Annotated in this window: 7 protein-coding genes; 1 reads left to right on the top strand and 6 read right to left on the bottom strand. The window is 38.7% G+C overall.

What is annotated here, in order from left to right:
- From QZ657_RS17155 to pdxA, 6 genes are all read right to left on the bottom strand, one after another.
- The coding region (locus QZ657_RS17155) for a biotin carboxylase N-terminal domain-containing protein (protein ID WP_291968241.1) at window positions 1-751 on the bottom strand (751 nt) is incomplete at its 3' end.
- An 82-nt stretch (window positions 752-833) separates the two neighbouring features.
- Complete coding sequence (accB, locus tag QZ657_RS17150; RefSeq protein WP_291961390.1) at window positions 834-1,325, bottom strand: acetyl-CoA carboxylase biotin carboxyl carrier protein; 492 nt, start codon at window positions 1,323-1,325, stop codon at window positions 834-836.
- A 33-nt stretch (window positions 1,326-1,358) separates the two neighbouring features.
- Window positions 1,359-2,351, bottom strand: coding sequence for a beta-ketoacyl-ACP synthase III (locus tag QZ657_RS17145; RefSeq protein ID WP_276470681.1), 993 nt, complete (start codon window positions 2,349-2,351; stop codon window positions 1,359-1,361).
- A 233-nt stretch (window positions 2,352-2,584) separates the two neighbouring features.
- Window positions 2,585-2,782, bottom strand: a complete 198-nt coding sequence (gene rpmF, locus QZ657_RS17140) for a 50S ribosomal protein L32 (RefSeq protein ID WP_027065618.1) — start codon at window positions 2,780-2,782, stop codon at window positions 2,585-2,587.
- Window positions 2,783-2,789: 7 nt separating this feature from the next.
- Window positions 2,790-3,320 (bottom strand): YceD family protein, encoded by a 531-nt coding sequence (locus QZ657_RS17135; RefSeq protein ID WP_291961388.1) that lies wholly within the window; start codon window positions 3,318-3,320, stop codon window positions 2,790-2,792.
- A gap of 122 nt (window positions 3,321-3,442) precedes the next feature.
- Complete coding sequence (pdxA, locus tag QZ657_RS17130; RefSeq protein WP_276470679.1) at window positions 3,443-4,495, bottom strand: 4-hydroxythreonine-4-phosphate dehydrogenase PdxA; 1,053 nt, start codon at window positions 4,493-4,495, stop codon at window positions 3,443-3,445.
- 138 nt (window positions 4,496-4,633) lie between these two features.
- On the opposite strand from pdxA, the gene QZ657_RS17125 reads away from it, so the two are divergent.
- Window positions 4,634-5,013: riboflavin synthase (locus QZ657_RS17125; protein WP_412759697.1), on the top strand; the 380-nt coding region annotated here is incomplete at its 3' end.

The following is a 5,013-nucleotide window of genomic DNA, read 5'->3' as shown; positions in this document are numbered from 1 at the left end:
ACTTATCCGTCATGAAAGGTGACGGCGTTTCTTCCGTTAACTTTTGGTGACGACGCTGTACAGAACAATCTCTTTCAGATAAGTGACATGCTTTACCAAATTGATCACCAACAATTTGGATTTCAATATGGCGTGGCTCCTCGATCAGCTTTTCCATGTACATACCACCATTACCGAATGCAGCAGTTGCTTCATTAACGGCACTGTCAAAAAGCTCTTCCATTTTATCTTCGGAAAAAACGGCACGCATACCTTTACCACCACCACCGGCAGTAGCTTTGATCATAACCGGATAGCCCATTTTCTTGGCTACCTTCTTGGCATCGGCAACATCTTTTAATAGACCGTCTGAACCTGGTACACAAGGTACACCGGCTTGTTTCATGGTTTCTTTGGCCGTAGCCTTATCTCCCATTTTATCTATTTGATCACCAGAGGCACCAATAAATTTTATATCATGTTCTGCACATATACGTGAGAACTTTGAATTTTCTGAAAGAAAACCATAACCTGGGTGAATAGCATCTGCATTGGTAATCTCGGCAGCAGCAATAATATTCGGGATCTTTAAATAGGATTCGCTACTAGCAGCAGGACCAATACATACCGCTTCATCTGCAAAACGCACATGCAAGCTTTCTTCATCTGCCTTACTATAAACGGCTACCGTTTTAATACCCATTTCTTTACAGGTACGGATAACACGCAAAGCGATTTCTCCCCTATTGGCAATCAGTATTTTTTTAAACATCTTTTAAATTTTAAGTTCTTGGTTCTACATGATTCTTACATACCGTTATTACGGCATCTAACAATTACTACTCAAAATTTAGTTAAGAAGGATCTACCAAAAATAATGGTTGATCAAACTCTACAGGCGAAGAATCATCTACCAAAATCTTCACGATCTTACCTGATACTTCTGATTCTATATCGTTGAACAATTTCATTGCCTCAATAACACAAAGTACATCTCCTGTACCAATAGTATCACCAACTTCAACAAAAACAGGTTTGTCCGGTGAAGGCTTTCTGTAGAACGTACCGATTATTGGAGATTTTATAGTAATGTACTTGTCATCTTCAGCCTCTGCCGCAGGTGCTGCAGGAGTAGCTGCTTCTGCCGGTGCCGCAGGTGCTGCAGCAACTGGTGCCGGTGCCGCTGGCTGCGCCATTGGCATTGTATGCACATAAGTTGGTTCAGAGTTACCAGTTAAGCTTCCTGTACGAATGGTGATCTTAATATCATCCGTTTCCAGTTTTACCTCGCTAGCGCCAGACTTGGCTACAAACTTGATAAGGCTTTGAATTTCTTTAATATCCATATTTTCTAAGTTATAATTGGTAGTTGTTGTTAGTTAATACGCCCATTTAAGGTAAATAGAACCCCATGTAAAACCGCCACCAAAGGCTGCAAATACAAGGTTATCTCCTTTTTTAAGCTGTTTTTCGTAATCAAATAATAATAATGGCAACGTTGCCGATGTAGTATTACCGTAACGTTGAATATTCATCAATACTTTAGAATCTCCTACTCCCATTCTTTTGGCAGTGGCATCTATAATACGCTTATTGGCCTGATGCGGTACCAACCAATCTACATCTGACTCGGTAAGATCATTTCTATCCATAATCTTGGCCGCTACATCTGCCATATTGGAGACGGCAAATTTAAATACGGTTTTTCCTTCTTGAAAAATGAAGTGTTTTTTATTGGTAACACTCTCTATAGTGGCCGGCATTAACGAACCGCCGCCTTCCATACCCAAGTATTGTCTACCGCTACCGTCTGCCCTTAAATACTCATCTTGCAGGCCAAGACCTTCCGTATTTGGTTCAAAAAGAACCGCACCGGCACCATCCCCAAAAATAATACATGTTGTACGATCGGTATAATCAATTATAGATGACATCTTATCTGCACCTATAAGCAATACTTTTTTATATCTACCGGTTTCTATATGACCGGCAGCCGATGACATGCCAAAAAGAAAACTTGAACATGCCGCCAATAAATCATAGGCAAAAGCATTTACTGCACCAATTTCCGAAGCAACGAATGCGGCTGTAGATGCCACCATACTATCCGGTGTTGCCGTTGCAACTATAACAAGGTCTATTTCAGAAGCTTTTAGACCTTTCTTTTCCATTAGGTCTTGTGCCGCTTTTATGGCCAAATACGACGTACCTTCTCCCTCTTCTTTCTTTAAAACCCTTCTTTCCTTAATGCCCGTTCTGGTAGTTATCCATTCGTCATTGGTTTCAACCAAATCCTCAAGCATTTTGTTGGTCATTACAAACTGGGGAACATAGCCTCCTACCGCGGTAATAGCTGCTGTAATTTTGGTCATACTTTATTTGCTTTCTTGTAAAAAACTTAAAAAACCTGTCAAAAGTCATGAAAATTAGTGATTTTCAACGACTTTTTGGGTAAAGTTATCGGGTTTTTGAAAAATTGCAATTAATAGCCTCACCACCGTTACCCTTTAATTTATCTGAGTAACAAGGTCCTAAAATACAAATTGGGCTAAAAAAAACTCCCTACTTCAAATGAAGTGGGAGCATAGTATAATGTAATAAGGTCTTAAGCTTCTGCTTCTTCAGTTTTGTCAACCAAAACTTGACCTCTGTAATGTAATTTTCCTTCGTGCCAGTGAGCTCTGTGAAAAAGGTGAGTCTCGCCAGTTGTAGAATCGGTAGCCAATGTAGGTGCTACAGCTTTATAATGTGTTCTTCTTTTGTCTCTCCTTGTTTTGGAAATTTTTCTTTTAGGATGTGCCATTTAAACCTTATTTATCCGTTAATAGTTTCTTTAATTCGTCCCATCGGGGATCGTTTTCTTCTTTATCTGATCTTTTCTCTTTTGGTTGAAGCTCCTTTAACCTGTCTAACACTTCAGATTCTAAAGTGCCATCTTCAATACCAGGGTGAATTCTTTTTTGCGGAACTGCCAATACTAGCATTTCATACACGTATTGCGCAATATTCAATTGGTGCTCATTATGAGGAAGAATCAGTATTTCATCATTCTCGTCATTATACTCTTCACCAAACTTTACCACTAAATGTAAATCTCCGCTTATAGCTTGATCATACGGTTCACTGGTAATGTCACAATCAACATTCACTGTTCCTGATGCTTCCATATCAACCTCCATCATTGTACTTGTTTTATGAAGTACTACATCTAAATTGATGTTGGCAGCATTGAACTCATCATATCCAAAAGAATCAAAGAACGTATTGTCAATCTGGTAATTAAAGTTGTGTTTTCCTTGCTTCAATCCTGAGAAAGGAATATTGAACTCCTTTTGCTTCATCACGTACACACTTAAATTAACACTAATCGCCCACAAAAGGCGGGTGCAAAGATACTATAATTTTGATAAAAGACAATAGTTATCAACTATTTATCTTTATAACTTTTTAATGGAACTAAATTTTAACGTTCTCTCTTTAAACGTTGCTTTTTTAATACGTCTTTTGTGAGCTCTTCATACTCGGTCCTATTCTTAAAAATCTTCAATGCCATAAAGACCGCTTCTTTAAAAGAACTCTCGTCTGCCATGCCTTTTCCTGCTATTTCATACGCTGTTCCATGATCTGGCGATGTTCTTACCTTACTTAACCCTGCCGTAAAATTTACGCCTTGACCAAATGATATTGTTTTAAACGGAATTAGTCCTTGATCGTGGTATGCCGCCAAAATTGCATCGAACTTTTTATAACCGTCTGAGCCAAAAAAACTATCTGCCGAGTACGGACCGTATACTAAATGACCCATATTTGCCATTTCTTTTATTACCGGCTTCATTACCTCATCGTCCTCTTTGCCTATTACCCCGTTATCTCCACTATGTGGATTTATACCTAACAAGGCTATTTTTGGTTTGCGAATGCCAAAATCCATCTTCAAAGATTTCTCAATGGTATTGATCTTATCACGTATCAGCCTAGGTATTATGGCCGCAGAAACATCTTTTACCGCTACGTGATCGGTCAACAAACCTACCTTTAAGGTATCCGTTACCATAAACATTAGACTTTCACCATCTAGCTCTTGGGCTAAAAAGTCTGTATGCCCCGGGAATTTGAATTCGTCTGACTGAATATTATTCTTATTGATCGGTGCCGTTACCAATACATCTATATCTCCTTTCTTCAATGCATCTACCGCTGCTCGTAAAGATTTTATAGCATATTCACCACCGGCTTTGGTCGCTTGACCAAAATCTACTCTTGGCACTTCTTTCCAAACATTTACAATATTGACCTTATTATCGATGGCTTTTGACGCATCTGGTATACCGTTGAATACCACATTAAGTTTTAACTGCTTCATTTGAAAGGAAACGGTCTTGTTAGAGGCGAAAATAACGGGTGTACAGAAATCAAGCATTCTACTATCTTCAAATGTTTTCAAAGCAACTTCACAACCTATTCCGTTTAAGTCTCCTATTGAGATACCTAACCTTATTTTCTTATTTTCCTCCATGATAATCTGTACCTTTGTAACCCCACTTAAAACCTTAAAATTGGTTTTATCTTTCCAAAAAGGAGAAGCAAAGTGGTTGTCCCAATTAAAACAATGGGACTCTTATTAAAGCACAAAATTACTTAAATTAAACGACACATGTTTACGGGAATTATTGAAACATTAGGCAAGGTTACTTCTCTTGAAGCCAAAGGTGGAAACTTAGATATTACCATAGAATCTAGCTTGACACCTGAACTTAAAATAGATCAAAGTGTGGCACATAACGGTGTTTGCCTAACAGTTGTTAGCCTTACCGATACTACGTATACCGTAACAGCTATTGCCGAAACTTTAAATAAGACCAACTTGAATACGCTTAAAACCAATGACCTTGTAAACTTGGAACGTGCCATGATTTTAGGATCTAGATTAGACGGGCATATTGTTCAGGGCCATGTGGATCAAACCGGTGAGTGTACCAGTGTTAAGGAGGATAACGGTAGCTGGATTTTTTCATTTACCTATGATGCCGCAAC

It is taken from the genome of Maribacter sp., assembly GCA_020629415.1.
Taxonomy (GTDB): Bacteria; Bacteroidota; Bacteroidia; order Flavobacteriales; family Flavobacteriaceae; genus Maribacter; species Maribacter huludaoensis.
This window is presented reverse-complemented; position numbering and strand designations above follow the sequence as displayed.